At 72.0% G+C, this 21,150-nt stretch carries 19 protein-coding genes; 4 read left to right on the top strand and 15 right to left on the bottom strand.

Translation table 11 applies throughout. The features are described from left to right. Positions 1 to 156 precede the first annotated feature (156 nt). Positions 157 to 627 (top strand): RDD family protein, encoded by a 471-nt coding sequence (locus OHO83_RS31395; protein ID WP_266669813.1) that lies wholly within the window; start codon positions 157 to 159, stop codon positions 625 to 627. A 104-nt stretch (positions 628 to 731) separates the two neighbouring features. Here the strand turns inward: OHO83_RS31395 and OHO83_RS31400 are convergent, their stop codons facing one another. From OHO83_RS31400 to lipB, 4 genes are all read right to left on the bottom strand, one after another. Beyond that, positions 732 to 1,436, bottom strand: coding sequence for a DUF4191 domain-containing protein (locus tag OHO83_RS31400; protein ID WP_266669811.1), 705 nt, complete (start codon positions 1,434 to 1,436; stop codon positions 732 to 734). 30 nt (positions 1,437 to 1,466) lie between these two features. Continuing rightward, positions 1,467 to 1,670, bottom strand: coding sequence for an SCO2195 family GlnR-regulated protein (locus tag OHO83_RS31405; protein WP_116502480.1), 204 nt, complete (start codon positions 1,668 to 1,670; stop codon positions 1,467 to 1,469). A gap of 258 nt (positions 1,671 to 1,928) precedes the next feature. Continuing rightward, complete coding sequence (locus OHO83_RS31410; RefSeq protein WP_116502481.1) at positions 1,929 to 2,894, bottom strand: lipoyl synthase; 966 nt, start codon at positions 2,892 to 2,894, stop codon at positions 1,929 to 1,931. Between the two features lie 106 nt (positions 2,895 to 3,000). After that, a complete protein-coding gene (gene lipB / locus OHO83_RS31415; RefSeq protein ID WP_266669808.1) occupies positions 3,001 to 3,831 on the bottom strand; it encodes a lipoyl(octanoyl) transferase LipB in 831 nt (276 codons plus the stop codon). A 433-nt stretch (positions 3,832 to 4,264) separates the two neighbouring features. Between lipB and OHO83_RS31420 the strand changes: the two genes are divergently transcribed. Then, positions 4,265 to 5,755, top strand: a complete 1,491-nt coding sequence (locus tag OHO83_RS31420) for a regulator (protein ID WP_330280068.1) — start codon at positions 4,265 to 4,267, stop codon at positions 5,753 to 5,755. 27 nt (positions 5,756 to 5,782) lie between these two features. Here the strand turns inward: OHO83_RS31420 and OHO83_RS31425 are convergent, their stop codons facing one another. From OHO83_RS31425 to OHO83_RS31440, 4 genes are all read right to left on the bottom strand, one after another. Then, positions 5,783 to 7,954, bottom strand: a complete 2,172-nt coding sequence (locus OHO83_RS31425; RefSeq protein WP_330280069.1) for a family 20 glycosylhydrolase — start codon at positions 7,952 to 7,954, stop codon at positions 5,783 to 5,785. 231 nt (positions 7,955 to 8,185) lie between these two features. After that, on the bottom strand, positions 8,186 to 9,532 hold the full coding sequence (locus OHO83_RS31430; protein ID WP_330280070.1) for an NAD(P)/FAD-dependent oxidoreductase: 1,347 nt from the start codon (positions 9,530 to 9,532) through the stop codon (positions 8,186 to 8,188). 243 nt (positions 9,533 to 9,775) lie between these two features. Next, positions 9,776 to 10,585 carry a peptidoglycan recognition protein family protein gene (locus tag OHO83_RS31435; RefSeq protein WP_266669804.1) on the bottom strand — a complete coding sequence of 270 codons (810 nt, stop codon included), beginning with the start codon at positions 10,583 to 10,585 and terminating at the stop codon, positions 9,776 to 9,778. Between the two features lie 103 nt (positions 10,586 to 10,688). Beyond that, complete coding sequence (locus OHO83_RS31440) at positions 10,689 to 11,492, bottom strand: SDR family NAD(P)-dependent oxidoreductase (protein WP_266669803.1); 804 nt, start codon at positions 11,490 to 11,492, stop codon at positions 10,689 to 10,691. Positions 11,493 to 11,629: 137 nt separating this feature from the next. Between OHO83_RS31440 and OHO83_RS31445 the strand changes: the two genes are divergently transcribed. Next, positions 11,630 to 12,304 carry a TetR/AcrR family transcriptional regulator gene (locus tag OHO83_RS31445; RefSeq protein ID WP_266669801.1) on the top strand — a complete coding sequence of 225 codons (675 nt, stop codon included), beginning with the start codon at positions 11,630 to 11,632 and terminating at the stop codon, positions 12,302 to 12,304. 3 nt (positions 12,305 to 12,307) lie between these two features. On the opposite strand, the gene OHO83_RS31450 is transcribed toward OHO83_RS31445, so the two are convergent. Both OHO83_RS31450 and OHO83_RS31455 read right to left on the bottom strand, forming a co-directional pair. Beyond that, positions 12,308 to 13,414: a PP2C family protein-serine/threonine phosphatase gene (locus OHO83_RS31450; RefSeq protein ID WP_266669799.1), complete on the bottom strand. Its 1,107-nt coding sequence runs from the start codon at positions 13,412 to 13,414 to the stop codon at positions 12,308 to 12,310. Between the two features lie 91 nt (positions 13,415 to 13,505). Further along, complete coding sequence (locus tag OHO83_RS31455; protein ID WP_329435533.1) at positions 13,506 to 13,994, bottom strand: GNAT family N-acetyltransferase; 489 nt, start codon at positions 13,992 to 13,994, stop codon at positions 13,506 to 13,508. A 63-nt stretch (positions 13,995 to 14,057) separates the two neighbouring features. Here OHO83_RS31455 and OHO83_RS31460 point away from each other — a divergent pair, with 63 nt between their 5' ends. After that, on the top strand, positions 14,058 to 14,981 hold the full coding sequence (locus OHO83_RS31460; RefSeq protein WP_266669795.1) for a TIGR01777 family oxidoreductase: 924 nt from the start codon (positions 14,058 to 14,060) through the stop codon (positions 14,979 to 14,981). A 10-nt stretch (positions 14,982 to 14,991) separates the two neighbouring features. Here the strand turns inward: OHO83_RS31460 and OHO83_RS31465 are convergent, their stop codons facing one another. The 5 genes from OHO83_RS31465 to OHO83_RS31485 form a co-directional block, all read right to left on the bottom strand. Further along, the gene (locus OHO83_RS31465; protein WP_266676289.1) at positions 14,992 to 15,510 is read right to left on the bottom strand and encodes a DUF4240 domain-containing protein; all 519 of its coding nucleotides are present in this window, start codon (positions 15,508 to 15,510) and stop codon (positions 14,992 to 14,994) included. Between the two features lie 103 nt (positions 15,511 to 15,613). Next, positions 15,614 to 16,591, bottom strand: coding sequence for a helix-turn-helix transcriptional regulator (locus tag OHO83_RS31470; protein ID WP_330280071.1), 978 nt, complete (start codon positions 16,589 to 16,591; stop codon positions 15,614 to 15,616). Positions 16,592 to 16,610: 19 nt separating this feature from the next. Then, positions 16,611 to 17,384, bottom strand: coding sequence for a VOC family protein (locus OHO83_RS31475; protein WP_266669791.1), 774 nt, complete (start codon positions 17,382 to 17,384; stop codon positions 16,611 to 16,613). A 100-nt stretch (positions 17,385 to 17,484) separates the two neighbouring features. Further along, a complete protein-coding gene (gene aceE, locus OHO83_RS31480) occupies positions 17,485 to 20,184 on the bottom strand; it encodes a pyruvate dehydrogenase (acetyl-transferring), homodimeric type (protein ID WP_266669789.1) in 2,700 nt (899 codons plus the stop codon). A 284-nt stretch (positions 20,185 to 20,468) separates the two neighbouring features. Then, positions 20,469 to 21,092 carry a GntR family transcriptional regulator gene (locus OHO83_RS31485; protein WP_100592131.1) on the bottom strand — a complete coding sequence of 208 codons (624 nt, stop codon included), beginning with the start codon at positions 21,090 to 21,092 and terminating at the stop codon, positions 20,469 to 20,471. Positions 21,093 to 21,150 lie beyond the last annotated feature (58 nt).

Consider the following 21,150-nt stretch of genomic DNA (forward strand, 5'->3'; position numbering starts at 1 on the left):
GGGTTGCAGCTCGGTGGTGCGGCCAGTGCGGTGGCACACGCTGGGACCCGACCATAGGGACGGGGGATTTCTCAAGCATGACCCATTTGTTTCGCCGAAGTTAACCGGGCCGGGGGCCGGAGCGGGCCGGGTGGCCGAGCGCAGTACCTTTGACGGGTGGACAACAGGCAAGCAATCGGATCGTGGCTCTCCGGGCCGCGCGCGGCCGCAGAGGACGCGGGTGTCGAGTTCGGGTACCGCGGCGAGCAGCTGGGGCTCCCCGAGCAGGGGCCGGGCTCCATCGCCCGCCCCGGCAGGCGTATCGCCGCCCTCGTCATCGACTGGGCCCTGTGCATGCTGATCGCATACGGGCTCCTCACGCACGGCTACAACCAGGCGACGGGCAACTGGGCCCTCGGGATCTTCTTCGTCCTCGGCCTGCTCACCGTCGGCACGCTCGGCTTCACGCCGGGCAAGCGGATCATGGGTCTGCGCGTCGTCGCGCAGGACGGCTCCGGCCGCCTCGGCGTCGGCCGCGTCCTGGTCCGCACGGTGCTCCTGTGCGTCGCGGTCCCCGCGCTGATCTGGGACCGTGACGGCCGCGGCCTGCACGACCGCCTGGCCCGCGCGGTCCAGGTCCGCGCCTGACGGCACCTGACACCGGCCCGCCAGGACGCCCTGCCGCGCCCCTACTACGACGATGAGGCCCCGGAACCGATCGGTTCCGGGGCCTCATCGTCGTAGTAGAAGGGTCAGCGGGCCTTGGGGCCGCCACCGCGCGGCATCCGCATGCCCTTGGGCATCGGGCCCTTGGGGAGCGGCATGTTGCTCATCAGGTCGCCCATCGCCCGGAGGCGGTCGTTGGTCGTCGTGACCTGCGGGCCCGTGAGAACGCGGGGGAGCTTGAGCATGGTCGTGCGGAGCTTCTTGAGCGGCACCTGGCCCTCGCCGTTGCCGACGAGGATGTCGTTGACCGGCACGTCGGAGACGATGCGGGCCATCTTCCGCTTCTCGGCCGCCAGCAGCGTCTTCACGCGGTTCGGGTTGCCCTCGGCGACCAGGACGACGCCGGCCTTGCCGACCGCCCGGTGGACGACGTCCTGGCTGCGGTTCATCGCCACGGCCGGGGTCGTGGTCCAGCCACGGCCGATGTTGTCGAGTACCGCGGCAGCCGCGCCGGGCTGGCCCTCCATCTGCCCGAAGGCTGCTCGCTCGGCACGGCGTCCGAAGACGATCGCCATCGCGAGGAAGGCGAGCAGGAAGCCGAGAATTCCGAGATATACCGGGTGACCGATCAAGAAACCGATCGCGAGGAACACACCAAAGGTGACGATTCCCACACCCGCGAGTACAAGGGCGATCATCGGATCGGCCTTGCGGGTCATCTTAAAGGTCAGAGCGATCTGCTTGAGTCGCCCGGGGTTCGCAGCGTCCGCTGCGGTTTCCTTCCTCGCCATGCCTTGAAGTCTACGTGTCCGGGCAAGTGCCTACGACGTGCGGGCGGCCACAGCCTTCTCGAGCACCCGCTGCGCCTCCACCCGGTCCTTGGCGCGGCGGCGGTCCTCGAGCACGGAGGTCCAGGCGTTGCGGCGTGCGGTGCGCTGTCCGCTGCTCATGAGCAGCGACTCGACCGCGCGCAGGGCGTCGGTGAGGGTCGGGATGGCGGTGGCGCGTACGGGCGCGGCCTGCATTGGGAGGTCCCCCTCGGGAGCGGCTCTGACGGTGGGTACGTGGCGTGAGTACAGCGTCACTGTTTGGTGTTACCAGCGCATGGCCGAAGGGTCAAACGCCCGTGAAGCCTTGACGGGGGAGGGCCGAACGATGACGCGGCCCTGACGGTGCCCCCCATCTGCGGGGACTGTCAGGGCCGCGTTCTCTCGGCTATTACTGGCCGGTAGCTGCTTGTGCGTGATTTCACACGGCTGCCGGGCCGTGCGGGTGGGGCGGGATCAGACCGCCTGCGAGGCCACGTACGAGCCGCGCTTCTCGACCGCCATCTGGTAGAGGCGTCCGGCGCGGTACGAGGAGCGGACCAGGGGGCCCGACATGACGCCGGAGAAGCCGATCTGCTCGGCCTCCTCCTTCAGCTCCACGAACTCGGCCGGCTTCACCCAGCGCTCGACGGGGTGGTGGCGCGGCGTCGGGCGCAGGTACTGGGTGATGGTGATGAGCTCGGTGCCCGCCTCGTGCAGCTGGCGCAGTGCCTCGCTGACCTCGGCGCGCTCCTCGCCCATGCCCAGGATCAGGTTGGACTTGGTGACCAGGCCGGCCTCGCGGGCCTTCGTGATGACCTCGAGGGAGCGCTCGTACCGGAAGCCGGGGCGGATCCGCTTGAAGATGCGCGGCACCGTCTCGACGTTGTGCCCGAGAACCTCGGGGCGGGACGAGAAGACCTCGGCCAGCTGGTCCGGGTCGGCGTTGAAGTCGGGGATGAGCAGCTCGACCTTGGTGTAGCCCTCGGCGCGCTCCGCCGTCATCGCGTGGATCTGGCGCACGGTCTCCGCGTACAGCCAGGCGCCGCCGTCCTCCAGGTCGTCGCGCGCGACGCCGGTGATCGTGGCGTAGTTCAGGTCCATCGTGACGACGGACTCACCGACGCGGCGGGGCTCGTCACGGTCCAGCGCCTCGGGCTTGCCCGTGTCGATCTGACAGAAGTCACAGCGCCGGGTGCACTGGTCGCCGCCGATGAGGAAGGTGGCCTCGCGGTCTTCCCAGCACTCGTAGATGTTCGGACAGCCCGCCTCCTGGCAGACCGTGTGCAGGCCCTCGCTCTTCACGAGGCTCTGCATCTTCGTGTACTCGGGACCCATTTTCGCCCGGGTCTTGATCCACTCGGGCTTGCGCTCGATGGGGGTCTGGCTGTTGCGGACCTCCAGGCGCAGCATCTTGCGTCCGTCGGGTGCGACTGCGGACACGACCGGCTCCCTACAGCTTTGATTCTTCGGCGTACATCAGGGTACGCCCGTGGTCTTGATGGGCCTTACGTGTGGCCAACCTCTGGCCTTCGGGGTGCATTCCCGCTCAGGCGGTCGCCTTGTCGGGCTCCCTCTCGGACGCCTTCTCGACGACGCGCGGGGCGAGGGCCGCGTTCTCCAGGACATCGCGCAGGTGGCGCTCCACGACCGGCAGCACCTCGTCGATCGTGACCTCGCGGCCCAGCTCGTACGAGAGCGAGGTGACGCCCGCGTCGCGGATGCCACAGGGGATGATCTTGTCGAAGTTCGAGGTGTCCGGATTCACGTTCAGCGCGAAGCCGTGCATCGTGACGCCCTTGGCGACGCGGATGCCCATGGCGCAGATCTTGCGGTCCTCGCGACGCTGGCCGGCGTTCGAGGGCGCGTACTCCGGGCCGTTGAGACGGGGGTCGAACTCGGAGTCGTTCACCCGGGGGTCGAAGTCCAGGGACAGGCCGCCGAGCTTCGGGCGCTCCTCGGTCGCGTCCTTGGCGTCTCCGAGTACCCACACGCCCGCTCGGCCCTCGACGCGGGAGGTCTCCACGCCGAACTCGGCGCAGACCGCGATCATCGCGTCCTCCAGGCGGCGCAGGTGCGCGACCACGTCGACGGGGCGCGGCAGCTTCTGGATCGGGTAGCCGACGAGCTGGCCCGGGCCGTGCCAGGTGATCTTGCCGCCACGGTCGACGTCCACGACGGGGGTGCCGTCCAGCGGACGCTCCTCGGGCGCGGTACGGCGGCCCGCGGTGTAGACGGGCGGGTGTTCGAGAAGCAGACAGGTGTCGGGGACCTCGTCCGCGAAACGGGCGGCGTGCACACGGCGCTGCTCGTCCCAGGCCTCCTGGTAGTCGACCGAGTCCGCTCCGAAACCCAAGCGGACGAACCGCAACTCATTCACGGCCAGTGCCTCCCTAGAACCTTCAGCGTGCACATATCGCGCCCCCAGCCACTGTACGGGCAGGGCCTCTGCGGCAGCCGTTCGGGGAATCCTCACACGATCGGATGAAAGAGGGTGTCGGCTGGGCTGATCAGGTGGCCCCGTGCGCGCTGCGTGATAGCTTCGGCGCCGTCCGTGAGCGGGTATCCGCTGGCGGACCTACCGCCGGGCGGGCGGGAAGTCAGGCTTGTGGAGGCTGTGTAAGACCGGACTCCGGTCCGGCAGGGCCTGTGAAGCAGGAACCACCGAGGTCCCGTGCGAGCGGGGCGGCAGGAGTTCTCCGCTTGCGGGGAAGGACGCCAAATTCGCGCCGTTCCATGTGGGAGCAGTGCAGAGGGGGGCGCATGTGGCCCCCCTCTACGGCTTCCTAGGGCCCGGAAGGCAAACGCACAGCATGACGGAACGACCTCCGCAGCGCACGCCCAACCGCCAGCTAGCCGCGCTCATCGCGGAGGCGGGGTTCTCCAACGCCGGACTGGCCCGCCGAGTCGACCAGCTCGGCCTTGAGCACGGTCTCGACCTGCGCTACGACAAGACATCCGTGACGCGCTGGCTGCGCGGCCAGCAGCCCCGCGGCACCACACCCGCACTGATCGCCGAGGTGTTCACCCGGCGCCTGGGCCGCCGGCTCTCCGCCCAGGACCTGGGGCTCGACGCCTGCTCCCCGGTCTACGCGGGTCTGGAGTTCGCCGCCTCGCCCGAGGAGGCCGTCGACATCGTCAGCGGCCTGTGGCGCAAGGACTCGGGCAGCCATGCCGAGCTCCGCAAGATCGCGTTCACCCCGGCGGGGCTCGTCGTGCCCAGCCGGGACTGGCTGATCGGGCGGGCCGACGACCGGGTCGCCCACGGGGACCACGGCGGTCCCGGCGGCGTACGGATCCCCGCCCAGGGACGCTCTTCGGCCAAGCTCCCCTCCATGCCCGAACAGGGGCCGCCTCCCTTGCTCCGGCAGCGCGCCCAAGCCGAGCGCGGGCCCGGCCAGCGGGTCACCGCGGGCGACATCGCGGCCCTGCGCTCCGTCGGCGAACTCTTCCGCTCCCTCGACCAGGCGTACGGCGGCGGCCACGCCCGCCAGGCGCTCGTGCGCTACCTGGAGCACGAGGCCGAACCGATGCTGCGGGGCACCTACGGGGAGCAGACCGGCCGTCGGCTCTTCGCGGCCACCGCCGATCTGACCCGGCTCGCGGGCTGGACCTCGTACGACATCGCCGCGCACGGGCTCGCGCAGCGCTACTTCGTGCAGGCGCTGCGGCTCGCGCAGGCGGCGGGGGACCGGACGTACGGGGCGTACGTCCTGGTCACGATGAGCCGGCAGGCCGTCTACCTCGGTCACGGGCGCGAGGCCGTCCAGCTGGCGCGGGTCGCCCAGCAGGGCGTGGGGTCCTCCGCGCCGCCCGCAGTCCAGGCGCTCCTGCACGCGGCCGAGGCGCGTGGGCACGGCGTGCTCGGCGAGGTGCGCGCGTGCACGGCGTCGCTGGTGCGGGCCGAGCGGGCCCTGGAGGTGGTGCGGACCGGGGACGACGTGCCGCACTGGGCGCGGTTCTTCGACGAGGCGCAGCTGGCCGACGAGTTCGGTCACTGCCACCGGGATCTCCAGCAGTACCGCGCGGCCGCCCAGCACGCGGAGCGTTCGCTCCAGCTGCGGGCGCCCGGCTTCGCGCGCAGCCGGCTGTTCTGCCGGGTGGTGCTCGCCTCCGCCCGGCTCGGGCTCGGAGAGCTGGACCAGGCGTGCACTCTCGGCGCCGAGGCCGCGCAGGCCGCCTCCGAGATGCGCTCGGTGCGGGCGCACGAGTACGTGCGGGAGTTCGAGCGGCGTCTGGAGCCCTACCGCGACGCGGCCCCGGTACGCGGATACCGGGACCGCATCGCCGCCCTCAGCCACTGACGGGACGGGAGCGGGGTCCGGCGCGTACTACCGGGTGTCCTTCCCGGACAGACCGGCGACCCGGTCGGCCGTCAACGGCTCGTCCCAGGTGGTGAGTTCGTCGAGGTCGCCGCGCAGACTCACCTTCTCCGTGCCGATCGAGCGCAGGGGCAGGGGGATCGACGCGTCGACCGTGCCGACCCGCTTCCCGTCGGCGTAGAGCGTGGTGTGGCCCGGTGTCGCCACCCACGTCAGCCGGGTCCAGCGGTCGAGCGGCAGCGTGTAGTCGAAGCTGAGGTCGGCCGAGCCGTAGCGGGTGAAGCCGACCTTGCCCGTGCCGTACTGCATGAGCTTGAGCGCGCCCGCCTTCGAGTTGAGCAGCACCTGGTCCGCGGTGCGGGCCGTGGGGCGGACCTGTACCGACACCGTCCACGGCTCGGCCACGTCCAGGCCGCCGAAGCCGACACCGTCCCGGTCCGAGTCGAAGCGCCACGCCTGCCCGCGCACGCCGTCGTCCACCGGCGCCGGGTTGTTGATGATGTACGACGTGCCCGGCAGGTCACCCGCCGTGTCCTCGGCGAAGATCGTGTTGCCGGGACTGCCCGCGTACGTCCAGCCCTCCGGGTATGCGGCCGTGTCGAAGGTCCAGTGGTGGCTCGGCCGGCCGTCGTCCACCCGGGGCTTCACCGGCGTCGCGGTGATGCCGGGCGGGTCGCCGATGCGGGCCGCGCGGGCCCGGAAGTCGGCCAGGGTGTCCGGGGTCGCCGTGCCGTTCCACGCGCGGTCCGCGAGGATCGCCCGGGCGCCGGCCATCGACTGCTCGAAGTACGCGTCATCGGCCCAGAAGTTGTAGTCGGCCCAGTTGGTCAGGCCGGAGCCGAGCATGTCGGGCGCCGTGCTGACGGTCCAGCTGTCGTACATCCAGGGCTCGTTCGGGTACAGGTGGTGGTAGTTGTTCGGGGTGTCGTAGAACGGGCCGATGGCGATCTCGTCGTGGCCCGGCACGGCGGGCTCGGCGCCCGTGCCCTCCCAGGTGATGAAGACGACCGGGCCGTGGACGCTCTGCTGGGGCGCGGCCAGGTGCTCCGAGCCGTTGTAGACGGCGGTGCGCTTGCCGTGCGAGGCGATCACGTCGTCCAGGGTGTTGATGTACCGGTTGAGGAGGTCGCCGAGCGTCGACACATCAGGTGAGGCGGCCAAGTAGTCCTGTACGCGAGGGCAGTCGGCGAGCTGGCCCGGCACCTCCTCGCCGCCGATCGAGAACAGCGGCGCGTCGAACCAGCCGGCGAACTCGTCGACGATCTGCTTCGTCTTCGCCACCGCCTTCTCGCTGGTCATGTCGATGATCCAGTCGGGCGTGAGGTGCGAGTGCGTGTGCGCGGCCGTGCAGGGGTTCGTACCGGAGCCGAAGCCGATGCCGAACGCGTCGCTGATCGCCGTCGCGTGACCGGGGATCTCCAGACCCGGCATCAGCTGTACGTGATGGCGGGCCGCGAAGGACTTGAGGTGCTCGATGTCGGCGCGGCTGTAGCTGTGGGCGGGGTCCGCGAGGCCCGGGAACTTCGGGCTGTACAGGCGGAAGCCCTCCGACTCGGAGAGGTGCAGCATGAGCGTGTTCAGCTTCTGGTCGCCCATCCTGCGGATCAGGTTCTCCAGGTACGGGATCTTCCAGTACTTGCGGCCCGCGTCGAGGTGGACCATGCGGATCGCCTGCGTGGGGACGTCCGTGGCGCGGGCCCGGGGGAGCGTGCGGTGCTCGCCGTCCGTGGAGCGCAGGAGCTGGAGGAGCGTGCGGGTGCCGTAGAAGAGGCCGTGCGTGGAGGCGGCCCGGATGCGGACGGCGCCGTCCGAACTGTCGAACCGGTAGCCCTCCGCGCCGAGTTCACGGTCGTCGGCGAGGCCGAGGACGATGTCGCCGGGCCCGGCATGGGCCACGTCGCTCGCGACGCGCGGCTCGACGCCGGAGATCTGCCCGAGCTCCGTGCGGAGCTGGGCGGCGAGCTGCTGCACGTTCTGGTGGGCCGGGCCGGGGAACTCCGCGCGGCCGGACGGCTCGGAGGTCTCGGCGCGGGCGCGCGGGTCGATCAGGACGCGGGTGCGGGGCGTGAGGGTGACCGTGCCGCCGAGGGAGGTCCAGTCGGTGGGGCGGGGGACGACGGAGGGCTGCCCGGCGGGCAGTTCGGGGGTCCGCTCGTCGGGTTGGGCTGCGAACGACGGCACTACAGCTCCGATGAATCCGGTGACAAGGGCTAGGACGAACAGCAGGGCTGACGCCGTTCTTCGCACTGCGGCCTCCAGGGACAAGGGTGCGGACCTGGGGACCGTAGAGGGGAGTTGCCGTGGAGGCAAGAGTGCGCGTGAGGGAATGAGGGCGCCCGCCTCCGGAATGTGCCACGGAGACGGGCGCGTAAGGGGGACCCGTAGAGGTCGGATGTGTGGTGAGGATATCGGTCAGGCGGCCGCCGGCAACCTGCCTGTCGCCGGGGTCGCTCGGACGCCCAGGTCCGTGAGGATCGCGTGCGCCGCCCGGCGGCCCGAGAGGAGGGCGCCCTGCACCGTGCTCGTGCCACGGTGGTCGCCGCACACGTAGAGCCCGTCGAGGAGCCGCACCGGGCGGTGCAGGTCGTGCGGGGCCGGCATCGCGGGAACCGCCTCCGGGTCGTGGTGGACCGCGAGGGTCTCCCAGTCGGAGGTCGACGTGCCGTAGAGGGCGCTCAGTTGGGCCCGCAGCTCGCGCTCGGGCGGCGGCGGTCCGAGGACCGTCGAGGAGACGAGCGCGCGGCCGGCGGGGGCGCGGGTCGGGTCGACCTGGCTGATCACCGCGGTGTACGCGACAGGGCCGAGCCGGTCGGCGTCGAGGAGCAGCGCCGGGTCGGCGAGCGGCGGCTCGGGGACCGCGTGGTGGACGACCGTGACGGGGTGGAAGTCCGGCACACGCAGCCCCGGGAGCAGCCCGGCCGCGGCGCGCGCCCCGGTCGCCAACAGCGTGGAACGGCACCGGAGTTCACCGTGTTCCTCGGTCGTCACCGAGTTCGCGGAGATGGCACTGACGCGGACGCCGGTGCGGACCGTGCCCGGCGGGAGCCCGGCGGCGAGCAGCTCGGGCAGCGCGTCGGCGCCGCCCTCGGGGACGCAGAGGCGGCCGCGCGCGTAGGCGTGCAGGGCGAGATCCGCGCACCGGCTCGACGAGGTCAGGTCCGGGTCGCACAGGAGCGCCGACAGGAGGGGGCGCACAAAGCCGTCGAGGGTACGGGCGGGCAGCCCGCGGCCGATCAGCGCCTCGGAGGCGGGGAGTTCGGGGCGCGCGAGGAGACGGGGGACGGGCGTCGCGGCAAGGCGGGCCAAGGCCCTGGCGAGCCGGGCGTGGTCGAGGGGGCTGCCGAGCGGAGCGGTGGGGCGCGGGCTCCTGGCGGTGCGGGGGCGGGGCACCCTGGGGGCGCTCGCGAGGGCGCGCGCCGTCGTGAGTGCGCCCTTTGCGCGCCGTGGGGCCGGGAGTTCCCCGGCGCGATGGCGGCGGCCGTCGCTGTGCACCAGCACACCGGGCGAGAAGGAGCGCAGGACGAGGGCGTCCAGGCCCGGATTGCGGCGCAGTTCGGGGTACGAGGTGCACAGGAGTCGGCCGATCCGGTCCAGGCGGAACCCGTCGACCTTCTCGGTGGACATGAGGCCGCCCACACAGGGGCCGGCCTCCAGGACCAGGGTGGGTACGCCCGCCCTGGTCAGGCGGTGGGCGGCCAGGAGTCCGGCGACTCCGGCTCCCACGATGACGACGTCCGCGTGCTGTGCGGGCTCAGGCACGTGCGCCTCCCTGGCGGTTGTGCGGCTGGTGAGAGCCGCCGCTCGTACCCCGGGCCTTCAGGCCGGCGCACGAAGGCGGGCTCCGAAGGCGTCCTACCCCCGGGCGAACCCGCGTACGGCTCCGGAACACCCGGGCTGTACCCGAGTCCGTCGAGGGTAGGTCCGGGCCCCGGCACAGGGAGTCGCGCGTAGCCCGGGCACGGTCGCACGGGGGGCGCCCGGGGCCGCCGGACGAGGGGGTTCCTAGCGCCCCTGGAGCGCTGCCGCCCGCTGCCTGATCTCCGGGAGCGCGGCCATCAGGGCCTGGCCCGGGCAGTACGTCTCGTACTCGTCCCGGTGTGCGGCGATGGCGTTGAACTCCGCCGTCCTGCCCTTGGGGAAGCGGCTGAGGCTGTTCGTCGAGGTCAGGCGGACGCGGGAGCGCGGGTCGACGTTCGCGAGGCCCAGCTTCCAGGCGGCCAGCGCCGCGATGGACTCCGCCATGGCCGGGGGCACCGGGGTGTCCGCGCCGAAGGTGCCGATGGCGGCGATGCCCGCCGTGCCCCGGTTGAAGCCCTGGGCGTGCGCCCCCACGACCGCCTTGTCGACGCCGCCCGCCCGGCCCTCGTAGATCGTGCCGCACTTGTCGACGAGGAAGTTGTAGCCGATGTCGTCCCAGTTCCGGTCGCCCGCCTGGCCCGCGTACAGGTAGCGGATGATGCCGGGCGTGTCGGCGCAGTCGTAGCCGTTCGGCGAGTCCGTGTGGTGGATGAAGACCGCCGTGACGCGGTCGGCGTACCGGGCGGGCGGCTTGCGGTACCCGGCGTCGGCCAGCCACTTGGCCCGCGGCACGATCCGGGGCAGCGCGGCGGTGTGCGGACCGTTGACCGGCCGGCGCGCCGGTACGGCGGCAGGTGGCAGCACCGGCGCGGCCCGGTCGGCGAGGCCCGCCGCCTGGCCCGACCTCGCCGCCGAACCGCCGTGGCCGGGTCCCACGGTCGCTGCACACATCAGCAGGAGGCCGAAGGCCACGGCCCCTGGTGCGCTGCACAACGCCATACGGAAGACGCGCATATGTGTCACTCTCCGTCGCGCGCCCGGGGCCCGCCCCGCACGCTGCGCCGTATGAGTGATGCGGCGGACCCCGCCGCAGGCCGGGACCCGCCTCCGCCGCAGGTCAGAAGTGCGTACCGCCGTCGATCCTGACCTCGGTGCCGGTGATGAACCTGCCGTCGTCCGAGCCGAGCAGCGCGACGACGGACGCCACGCTCTCCGGCCCCGCGAAGCCCTGGCCGATGGCCGGCGCCAGCTTCATGAACAGGCTCATGTCGGCGTCCTCGGGCAGGCCGGGGCCACTGCTCTGCCGGCTGGCGCCGGAGCCGTCGGTCATGCCGGAGGAGATGGATCCGGGCTGCACGGCCGTGAAGCGGATGCCCTGCTTGCTGTACTCGCTCGCCAGGGCGTGCGTCATGGACTGGATGCCGCCCTTGCTCGCCGCGTACGCCGCCATGTAGGGGTGGGCGAACGTCGCCGACGTCGAGCTGAAGTTGATGACGGCGGAGCCGTCACCGGTGAGGAGCGCGGGGATCGACTCGCGGATCATCAGGAACGTGCCGGCCAGGTTGATCTGGAGCACCTGGTTGAAGTCGGCGAGGGACGTCTCGTGGGTGTGCGAGGAGCGCAGGATGCCGGCCGCGTTGACCAGCACGTCCAGGCCGCCGAGCGTCTCGACGGCGGCGGCGACGCCCGCGCGCACGGAGGCCTCGTCCGCGACGTTCACGACGACCGTGGTCAGCCGGTCCACGGTACCCGCGGCGGTCGCCTTCTCGACGGTGTCCTTCAGGCCCGCCTCGCTGACGTCGGCGGCGACTGCGCGGGCGCCCTCGGCGAGGACCCGCAGCACGGTGGCCTGGCCGATGCCGGAGCCACCACCGGTGACGAGTACGCGACGGCCTTCGTAGCGGTTCAGGTTCGGGCTCATGTGCTGCTCCACTTCATTCTCTTCACGATCCGCGTCACCGGGATCGCCGGATTCGCTGTCCACCGTACGCCCGAGTGGCACGTTTTGCCATAACGTCAGAACGTGCAGGTTTGTTCCCGGGCGCATACGCTTCCCGGGTGAGCCCCACGAACGATCAGCGCAGTCCGCAGCCCTCCCTGACCGAGCGGCGCAAGGCCGCCACCCAGCTGGACATCGCCCGCGCCGCCGCCGAACTCTTCGCCGAGCACGGCCCCGACGGCACGACGGCCGAGGACATCGCCCACCGTGCGGGCGTCGCGCTGCGCACCTTCTACCGCTACTTCCGGGGCAAGCAGGACGCGGTCGGGCCGCTCCTCGCCGCGGGCGGCGACGCCTGGCGCGCCCTCCTCGCGGACGCAGAGCCCGGCGCCGACCTGCGGCTCACCCTGGAGACGGCCGTCACCTCCACGCTCTCCGCCCCCGGCGACCACGGCCCCGAACAGCTGGAGACGACCAGAGGGCTGCTGCGCGCGGCCCAGGGCGACGCCGCGCTGCGGGCCGTCTGGTACCGGGTCAACCAGGAGTCGGAGGAGCGCCTCGTGCCGGTCCTCGCGCGGCTCGCGGGCGAGGAGGCGGACCCCCTCGACGTCCGGCTCGCCGCCGCCGCGGCCACCGACGCCATCCGGATCGCCCTGGAGGTCTGGGCCGCCACCGACGTGCCCGCGACGGGCGCGACCGGCTCACCGGCGGTCCTCGCGCTCCGCTGCCTGCGCGAACTGACGGGCGGGATCAGCCTGTTGGGGGGCGGCGGGCAGGGCGCCGGCCGCCGGTGACCGTCAGTCGTCCGACGGGTCGATCTCCGGCGCGAACACGAGCATCGTCAGATCGTCCCGTACCGTCCCCGCGAACCGCACCACGTCCCGCCACAGCGCGTCCGTCAGCTCCGCCGGATCGTCCGCGCTGAACCGGATCAGACGCTCCGCCAGCGGATAGAAGGCGCCGGACGAGTCCCGCGCCTCGATCAGCCCGTCCGTCAGACCGAGCAGCCGGTCACCCGGCCGCAGCCGCACCGTGAGCTGCTCCGGCGGGGAGAGGCCCGCGATCCCGAGCCCGAGAGGCGCCCCGGACGACACCGGCAGCTCGATGACCTCCTGCCCGCGCAGGAGCAGCGGCCGCGGATGGCCGCACGAAAGGGCCCGTACCACCGGGGAGTCGTCGGGGAACTCGAGCAGCAGCGCGGTCGCGAACAGCTCGGCGTGCTCGTCCTCGGCCGAGTCGACCACGAGCCTGCGGTCGAGGCGCGCCGCGACCCCCTCCAGATCCGCCTGGTCGAGCACCGCCTCACGGAACGCGCCGAGCAGCCCCGCCACCGTGCCCACCGCGGACAGCCCGTGGCCCTGCACGTCGCCGATCACGGCCCGCACCCCGGCCGGTCCCCTGCGGACGTCGAACAGGTCGCCGCCGACCAGCGTCCCGCGCTCGGCCGCCCGGTACAGGCCCGCGCAGCGCACCGACCCGACCCGGTCGCGCAGCGGCGGAAGCACGGCGAACTGGGCCGCCTCCGCGACCGTGCGCACGGTGACGAGCTGGTCGTCGCGCCGGCTGCGGACCCAGCCGATCAGCACGCTGAGCAGCGCCACGAAGGAGACCGTGAGCACATCGCTGTTGCCTGGGCGTCCGAGGTCCATGAAGGGCACGTTCAGCAGGACGATCACGATGCCGCCGAGCAGCGCCGTGGCGGCGGGCCCGTACGTGAGGGCGGCCAGCGGCGGGATCGCCCCCAGCAGGAAACCGAGGTCCAGCTTCTCCTCGGTGACCAGCTGGGCCGTGCACAGGGCGACGAGCAGAGCGACCGGCAGCACTCGCACCCAGCGCGGCGGCGGTGCCCCGCGCAGCCAGGCCCGCTCCTCGCCGTCCCGGCGACGCGACAACGCCCCGGTCATCGGCGGGCTCCTTCCCATGGACCCCTTCACGCTCCTACGGGAAGGCCGTCCCCGCACCTCGGGCGGGTCCGTCAGGACCGCCGCGCCCCGCTCACAGGGCCTGGCCCATGAGGACGTCGTCCACGTACTTCCCGTCCAGCAGGAGCTCCTCCGGCAGGACGCCCTCGACCACGAACCCCTCGGACTCGTACAGCGCCCGCGCGGGACCGTTGTGCCCGAGCACCCGCAGTGTCATACGGCGCGCGCCGGCCTTGCGGGCGTGTTCCACCGCCGCGCGGACCAGCGCCCGGCCGACCCCGGCGCCCCGCGCCTCGGCGGCGACCGCGAGTCCCTGGATCTGCCGGACATGGGCGTGGACGGCGAGCGACGTGGGATAGGCGATGCGTACGTAACCGGCGAGCCGCCCGTCGAGCTCCGCGACCAGATGGTCCCGCGGCCCGAACCGCTCCGAGAAGAACGGGTCGTACGGCGGCTGCGGCTGCGGCTGGACGGAGTGCAGCGTCGACCAGGCGGCACGGTCGAGCCGGGCGAGCCCCTCCTCGTCGTCGGGGCGGGCGAGACGTATGTACGGCTGTGACATGGGGGCCACTGTACGACCGGCCCACAACCGGCCGCCGGGCGTTTCACGCGGCAGGATGGACCCATGACCCAGAGCGATTCCGCACCCGTACAACGCTCCCGGTTCGCCGTCGCCGGCGCCTCCGGCCTCATCGGTTCCGCCCTCACCCGGTCCCTGCGCGCCGACGGGCACGACGTCGTCCGCCTGGTCCGCAGAAAACCTGCGGCCCCGGACGAGGTCCGCTGGGACCCGGAACGGGGGTCCGTCGACGCGGCCGGGCTCTCCGGGTGCGACGCGGTTCTCAACTTCGCCGCCGCGGGCGTGGGCGACCAACGCTGGACCGACGAGTACAAGAAGAAACTCCGCGACAGCCGGGTCCTCGGCACCGCGACGCTCGCCGAGGCCGTCACCACGCTCGAACAGCCTCCCCGCGTCTTCGTCAACGGCAGCGCCGTCGGCTACTACGGCGACACCGGCACGCGCGCCGTCGACGAGAGCGCGCCGCCCGGGGACGGGTTCCTGCCACAGCTGTGCGTGGAGTGGGAGGAGGCCGCGGCGCCCGCCCAGGAGGCCGGGATCCGCACCGTGTTCGCGCGGTCCGGGCTCGTCGTGTCCCGCGACGGCGGGGCCTGGGCGCGGCTCTTCCCCCTGTTCCTGGCCGGGCTCGGCGGACGCATGGGCGACGGCCGCCAGTACTGGTCGTACATCGCGCTGCACGACGAGATCGCGGCCCTGCGCCACATCCTCGCCACGGACGAGCTGTCGGGCCCCGTGAACCTCACCGCGCCGCACCCCGTCACAAACGGCGAGGTGACCGCCGCGATGGGGCGCGTGCTGCACCGCCCCACCCTCTTCACGGCCCCCGCCCCCGCCCTGCGCCTGGCCCTCGGCGAGATGGCGGGCGACGTCCTCGGCAGCACGCGGGCCGTGCCGACCCGGCTCCTCGAATCAGGCTTCACGTTCGCGTTCCCCGGCATCGAGGAGACGATCCGGGCAGCCAGGCGGTGAACCCCCGGGCCTACGTCCCGAAACGCTCGGAGAGCTTCGGGTACAGCCGCTCGAGCTCCGCCGCGTTCTCGAAGTCGACCGGCGTGCCCTCCGGTTCCGCGGGCGCGGCCGGGATGCCGAGATCGGGCGCCACCGCGCCGGTCAGCTCCTCGTACGCCTCGTCCGCCGCGTAGCCGAGCTCCTCGCCGTCACCGTCGATCTCCTCGTCGAACTCGCCCAGCAGATCGGCGAGTGAGTCCGGCTCGTGCAGCGCGCCCTCGAAGACCTCCCGGCCCTGGCCGATCAGCCAGCAGCGGAAGTAGTCGAACGCGTCGTCGCTCGCCCCGCCGAGCAGCACCCACGCGGCGCCCCACAGATCCCAGCGGTAGGCGCGGTGGTAGCGGGACTCGAAGTGACGGGCGAAGTCGAGCACCGCGTCGGGGTCGGCCTGGAGCAGCCGGTCGACGAGCAGCTCGGCATGGTCCTCGGGGTCGCCCTCGGCGGCCTCGCGGGTGCTGTCCACGATCTCCCAGAACTCCGTCTCGTCCATCACGGGACAAGCATCTGCCTTGGGGGTCGGGGACGCACGCCGAGTACCGGAGCTGCGCCAGTTCGTTATGCGCGCACATGCCGAGGGCACGGCGCCCGGCGGCTCACCGGTAGCGGTCCGCCGTCCGCCGCGCCGCGTCGGCGAAACGCTCGCGCAGACCGGAGGGGGCGAGGACCTCCGCCTCCGGCCCGAGCGCGAACAGCTGGCCGTACGCGACGTCCTCCGACTCGACCGGCAGAGTCACCGTCACCCACCCCTCCTCGTCGGGCTCGCCGGCCGACTCCCGTGCCGCACGCACGGACACCGGTTCGGTCACGTGCGGAAGCTGCCGCAGCCCCGTGGGGGACAGTCGCAGGACGACCTCCGCGCGCAGGATGGACCGCGCGAACTGCTCGGCCCGCTCCTCCCAGAACCCCGGCAGGTCGAACTCCTCGTCCCGTACGAAGCGTTCCCCGGCCGCCTCGACGCCGGTGAACCGGTCGATCCGGTACACCCGATGGGTCCCGCCGCCCGCGACGCGGGCGCACAGATACCAGACACCCGCCTTCAGGACGAGCCCGTACGGCTCCAGTTCGCGCTCGACCTCGGCCGCGGCCTCGTCACGGCGGTAGCGGGCGCGCACCACCCTGTCGTCCCACACCGCGTCCGCCACCGCGGGCAGCAGCTCGGGCGTCCGCGGCTCCTTGAACCAGCCCGGCGCGTCCAGATGGAACCGCTGCGTCGCCGTGCGCGAGGCGTCCCGCAGCGACGGCAGCAGCGCCGCCGACACCTTCAGCCGCGCGGCCGACGCCGCGTCCTCGAGGCCCATCTCGCGCAGCGCGCCCGGCACCCCGGACAGGAACAGGGCCTCCGCCTCGCCGCGCGCCAGACCGGTCAGCCGGGTCCGGTAGCCGCCGATCAGCCGGTACCCGCCCGCCCTGCCCCGGTCCGCGTACACCGGCACGCCCGCCTCGGACAGCGCCTGCGCGTCCCGGGTCACCGTCCGCTCCGAGACCTCCAGTTCGCGCGCCAGCTCACCCGCCGTCATCGACGGCCGGGACTGGAGCAACAACACCATCTTGATCAGGCGGGCAGCACGCATGGGCCCATGATGCTGGCCCTCAGCGCGGGGCGTACGTGATGACCGCGAACGAGGCGCCCAGCGGATCGGCGAGCACCGCGAACCGGCCCGGCTCGATCGTCGTCGGGTGCACCAGGATCTGCCCGCCGAGCTCCTTGCAGCGGGCCGCCGTCGTGTCGGTGTCCTCGACGGCGACGTACACCATCCAGTGCGCCGGCAGATCCTCGGGGAACGAGCCCGACGCCGTGTCGAGCATGCCCCCGAAGGGCTCGGTGTCGACGCTCCACTCGGTGTAGGTGCCCCCGCCCCCGTAGGGGTGCCGCTTCGCGCCCCAGCCCAGCACGGACTGGTAGAAGTCCTTGGACCCGTCCGGGTCGCGGGTCAGGAGCTCGAACCAGCAGAAACTCCCGGGCGCGTTGACGACGCCGAAGCCCGTGTTCGTGATCGGCTGCCACAGGCCGAACGCGGCCCCCGACGGGTCCTGGCAGACCGCGAAGACGCCGTCCTCCGCGATGGTCTCCGGGCCCGTGACCACCGTGCCGCCGTTGCCCTTCACGCGCGCGATGACCGCGTCGACTCCGGCCGACTGGTAGTACGGCAGCCACGCCGACGGTTCCTTCGGGTTCCTGGTCGGGCCGATGCCCGCGACGAGCTCGTCACCGGACCTGAAGAGGCCGTAGCCCTCCGACCGCGGACCGGACACCACTTCGCTGCGCCAGCCGAGGAGCCCCTGGTAGAAGAGCCGGGCCGCGTCGGTGTCGGGCGTGGAGAGGTCCGCCCAGCAGGGCGCTGACGGGGTTTTGGAGATCTTCATGGACGTACATCTCCCGTGAACGGCGCCCCCCTGGACTCCTCCTCATTCACGCACGCGTGCCCCGCCCCGGCAATCGGGACGGGGCACGCATGACAAGGAACTACAGGCCGTAGCGCTCGCGCGCCTCCTTCACGGCCGAGGCCTTGACCTCGCCGCGGCGGGCGAGCTGGGCCAGGGCCGCGACGACGATCGACTGCGCGTCGATGCCGAAGTGGCGGCGGGCCGCCTCACGGGTGTCGGAGAGACCGAAGCCGTCCGCACCGAGCGAGGTGTAGTCCTGCTCGACCCACTGCGCGATCTGGTCGGGGACCTGACGCATGTAGTCGGAGACCGCGAGGACCGGGCCCTGGGCGCCGTCGAGCGCCTTACGGATGTACGGAGTGCGCTCCTCGCCGCGCAGGATCGCCTCGTCCGCCTCCAGGGCGTCGCGGCGCAGCTCGGTCCAGGAGGTCGCGGACCACACGTCGGCGGCGACACCCCACTCCTCGGCGAGCAGCTTCTGCGCCTCGAGGGTCCAGTGGATCGCCGTGCCCGAGCCGAGCAGCTGGATGCGGGGGGCGTTGGCGGCCGCCACGTTCACCCCGGCCGACTCGGCGGTGTTGAAGCGGTACAGGCCCTTGAGGATGCCCTCGTCCACGCCCGCGGGCTTGGCCGGCTGCGGCATCGGCTCGTTGTAGACCGTCAGGTAGTAGAAGACGTTCTGGTCCTCGCCCGGGGCAGCCGCGCCGTACATGCGGCGCAGACCGTCCTTGACGATCGCGCCGATCTCGTAGGCGAACGCCGGGTCGTAGGACAGCGCGGCCGGGTTGGTCGCCGCGATGACCGGCGAGTGACCGTCCGCGTGCTGCAGACCCTCACCCGTCAGCGTCGTACGGCCCGCGGTGGCACCGACCAGGAAGCCGCGGCCCAGCTGGTCGCCGAGCTGCCACATCTGGTCGGCCGTGCGCTGCCAGCCGAACATCGAGTAGAAGATGTAGAAGGGGATCATCGCCTCGCCGTGCGTGGCGTACGCGGAGGACGCGGCGATGAAGTCCGCCATGGAGCCGGCCTCGGTGATGCCCTCGTTGAGGATCTGGCCGTCCGTGGCTTCCTTGTAGTACATCAGCTGGTCGCGGTCGACCGGCTCGTACGTCTGTCCCTTGGGGGAGTAGATGCCGAGCGAGGGGAACAGCGACTCCATGCCGAAGGTGCGCGCCTCGTCCGGGACGATCGGCACCCAGCGCTTGCCGGTCTCCTTGTCGCGTACGAGGTCCTTGACCAGGCGTACGAACGCCATGGTCGTCGCGACCGACTGCGAGCCGGAGCCCTTGTCGAAGGAGGCGAACGCCTTGTCGGCCGGGGCCGGCAGCGGGGCGATCGCGTGCGTGCGGCGGGCCGGGGCGGGGCCGCCGAGGGCCGCGCGGCGCTCCTGGAGGTAACGGACCTCGGGGGAGTCGGCGCCCGGGTGGCCGTAGGGGACCTGGCCGTCGACGAACTGGCTGTCGGAGATGGGCAGTTCAAGGAGGTCACGCATGTCCTTGAACTCGTCCACCGTCAGCTTCTTCATCTGGTGGTTGGCGTTCTTGGACTCGAAGCCCTTGCCCAGCGTGAAGCCCTTGACCGTCTGGACCAGGATCACGGTCGGCGCGCCCTCGTGCGACAGGGCCGCACGGTAGGCCGCGTACACCTTGCGGGGCTCGTGGCCGCCGCGCGAGACCTTGAAGCACTCGGCGATCTTGTCGTCCGTGAGCAGCCTGCCCAGCTCGACGAGCGCGGGCTCGGAGCCGAAGAAGTGCTCGCGGATGTACGCGGCGTCGCGGGTCGCGTACGTCTGGAACTGGGCGTCCGGCACCTCGCGCAGCCGGCGCACGAGCGCGCCGGTCGTGTCGAGCTGGAACAGCTCGTCCCAGGCGGAGCCCCAGAGCGTCTTGATGACGTTCCACCCGGCGCCGCGGAACTGCGCCTCCAGCTCCTGGACCACGCGGAAGTTGGCGCGGACCGGGCCGTCGAGGCGCTGCAGGTTGCAGTTGATGACGAAGGTCAGGTTGTCCAGGCCCTCACGCGAGGCGAGCGCCAGGGCCGCGGTGGCCTCGGGCTCGTCCATCTCGCCGTCACCGAGGAACGCCCACACGTGCGAGGCGGAGACGTCCTTGATCTTGCGGTTGGTGAGGTAGCGGTTGAACCGCGCCTGGTAGATCGCCGACAGCGGGCCGAGGCCCATGGAGACGGTCGGGAACTCCCACAGCCAGGGCAGGCGCCGCGGGTGCGGATACGACGGCAGGCCGTCGCCGCCGGACTCCTGGCGGAAGCGGTCGAGCTGCTGCTCGCTCAGGCGGCCGTCGAGGAAGGCGCGGGCGTAGATGCCGGGGGAGGCGTGGCCCTGGATGTACAGCTGGTCGCCGGAGCCGTCGCCCTCCTTCCCCTTGAAGAAGTGGTTGAAGCCGGTCTCGTAGAGCCAGGCCGCCGAGGCGAACGTGGCGATGTGGCCGCCGACGCCGTACTTGGAGCCACGGGTCACCATCGCGGCCGCGTTCCAGCGGTTCCACGCGGCGATCTTCAGTTCCAGCGCCTCGTCACCCTCGATCGCCGGCTCTGCCGCGGTCGGGATGGTGTTGACGTAGTCGGTCTCGAGGAGCTTCGGCAGCGCCAGGCCTGAGCCCTCGGCGCGCTCCAGCGTGCGGCGCATCAGGTACGCGGCACGGTGCGGCCCGGCCGCCTTGGTAACGGCGTCCAGGGAGGCCTGCCATTCGGCAGTCTCCTCGGGGTCGCGGTCCGGGAGCTGGTCGAGCTCGCTCGGCTGGATTGCGGAGGGGTCGGTCATTGCGCCGCCTTCCTGAGTCGGAGGGGGGTTCCCTTAGCGGAAAGGGTGGGGGTGCCCTAGGTCTTTGGCAGGACAGGGCGTGGGTCTCTGGTGGAGACCCGTCGGCGACTCTAACTCCCTGATCGATGATCGATCAAAGGGTTGAAGGAGAAAACTTCCTCAGACGGAAAAAGTGGGCATCCGGTGCCATTGAACGGGGCACCGGGTGCCTTGATTTCGAAGGCGGAACGCTGAGTATGCGCAGGTCGGAGCGGTGACGCGACGACGTCTGAGCGGGGTGTGGCTCAGGCGCGCGGGGCGCAGCCGAGCACGTGTGCCTTCACCAGCTCCGCGATCGCGGGATCCCGGCGCCGGAACGCGGCCACGAGCGCCTCGTGCTCCTCCGCGTACGACTGCTGGACGGTGCCCAGCCAACGGATGGACAGGGCCGTGAACACCTCGATGCCGAGGCCCTCCCAGGTGTGCAGGAGCACGGAGTTCCCCGCGGCACGCACCAGCTCGCGGTGGAAGGCGACCGTGTGCCGCACCTGGCCCGTCCCGTCGGCCTCCTGGTCGGCGCGGTAGAGGGCCGCCACATGGGGTTCGAGGGCCGAGCAGTCCTCGGCCAGCTTTCCGGCCGCCAGCTCCGCCGCGATGGCCTCCAGGCCGGCCCTGACCGGGTAGCTCTCCTCCAGGTCCGCGGCCGTCAGATTCCGCACCCGGACACCCTTGTTGGGGGCGGACTCGATCAGGCGCAGGCTCTCCAGTTCCCGCAGGGCCTCCCGCACGGGAGTCTGGCTGACCTCCAACTCTGTCGCGATGCGGCGCTCCACGATGCGCTCGCCCGGCTTCCAGCGCCCGCTGACGATCCCCTCGACGATGTGCTCGCGGATCTGTTCGCGCAGCGAGTGGACGACGGGCGCGGTCATGATGGCTCCTCCAGAGGGGGCACAGACCCCAAGGTGCATTGACCTCTAGACAATACGG

The organism is Streptomyces sp. NBC_00569 (assembly GCF_036345255.1).
GTDB lineage: Bacteria > Actinomycetota > Actinomycetes > Streptomycetales > Streptomycetaceae > Streptomyces.